This window comes from Streptomyces sp. NPDC026673, assembly GCF_040638135.1.
Taxonomy (GTDB): Bacteria; Actinomycetota; Actinomycetes; order Streptomycetales; family Streptomycetaceae; genus Actinacidiphila.
In genome coordinates this window covers 1-1,164 of sequence record NZ_JBEZXR010000188.1, presented here as the reverse complement: position 1 = coordinate 1,164, position 1,164 = coordinate 1, and the positions used below count along the sequence as shown (strand labels likewise).

At 69.4% G+C, this 1,164-nt stretch carries 1 protein-coding gene and 1 pseudogene; both read right to left on the bottom strand.

Annotated elements, in window-relative coordinates; all coding sequences use genetic code 11:
- Positions 1-240: epoxide hydrolase N-terminal domain-containing protein (locus tag AB0F62_RS42790; protein ID WP_361812340.1), on the bottom strand; the 240-nt coding region annotated here is incomplete at its 3' end.
- Between the two features lie 404 nt (positions 241-644).
- A pseudogene (locus AB0F62_RS42785) lies at positions 645-1,164 on the bottom strand (pyridine nucleotide-disulfide oxidoreductase); the annotation flags it as partial.

Here is a 1,164-nt window from a genome sequence, read left to right as displayed (position 1 = left end):
GGTGATGAACTGCGGGTAGGAGTTCAGCTTCGCCTCGACCTTGCGCCAGTCGTACTCCGACGCCCAGTACTCCGCGAGCTTGCGCACCGTGGCCAGCTGCGTGCCCTGCGACTGGTCCTCGACGGTCTCCTTCTCGGGGAAGCGCGTCGCCTCGATGCGCTGCCGCAGGTCCGCGAGCTCCGTCTCGGAGAACCGGACGGTGAACGGGCGGATGGCGTGTCGGTCAGTGTTGACGGACATGGTGGTCTCCCACATTTCTCTGGTGATTGTCAGGAAGGGCGGGCGACACGAAGTCCGCCGAGATGTCGGCGAATTCGCGATCCCGCCTGCCGGCTGAGGCCGTGTGGCCCGTTGCTGTTTTCCGGCGCACTTCAATCATGGGATCGGGCCGTAAGCGCGGTAATCCGGCACGTGACCTGGATTCCGTGGGGGCGGTGGTGTTGTTCCTAGGTAACGTGACGCGGTACCGGTGGCCACAGTCATGACTGTCATGCGCCCCACGACTCGCCGGCCGCGGCGCGCTCAGCGCCACGTTGTCTCCGGGCAGGGCGAATCGGCGCGGGCCCGCGGAAGGGCCCTACGGCAGCGCCCGACGCGGGGCGGACATCGGAAGCGTTGGGCCCCGAGATCCGGCCGAGGCTTCCTCAGCCCCGGTGGGTCTCCAGCAGTCGCAGCCAGACCTCGCCGAGCGTGGGGAAGGCGGGAACGACGTGCCAGAGCCGGTCGAGCGGCACCTCGCCCGCGACCGCGATGGTGGCCGAGTGCACCAGTTCGGCCACGCCGGGACCCGCGAAGGTCACGCCCACGACGGTGCCGCGGTCGAGGTCGACGAGCATGCGGGCCTGGCCGCGGTAATCCTCGGTGTACTGGTGGGCGCCCGCGACGTGTGCCAGGTTGTAGTCCACGACACTGATCCGGTGCCCGAAACGTAGGGCGTCGTGCGTGGTCATGCCGACGGCGGCGATCTCGGGGTGGGTGAAGACGACCTGCGGGACGGCCATGTGGTCGGCGGTGGCCACGTGGGTGCCCCACATGGTGTCGTCGACCGGTTCGCCGCCCGCGCGGGCACCGATGACGGCGCCGGCGATGCGGGCCTGGTACTTGCCCTGGTGGGTCAGCAGCGCCCGGTGGTTGACGTCGCCGACGGCGTAGAACCAGCCGTCG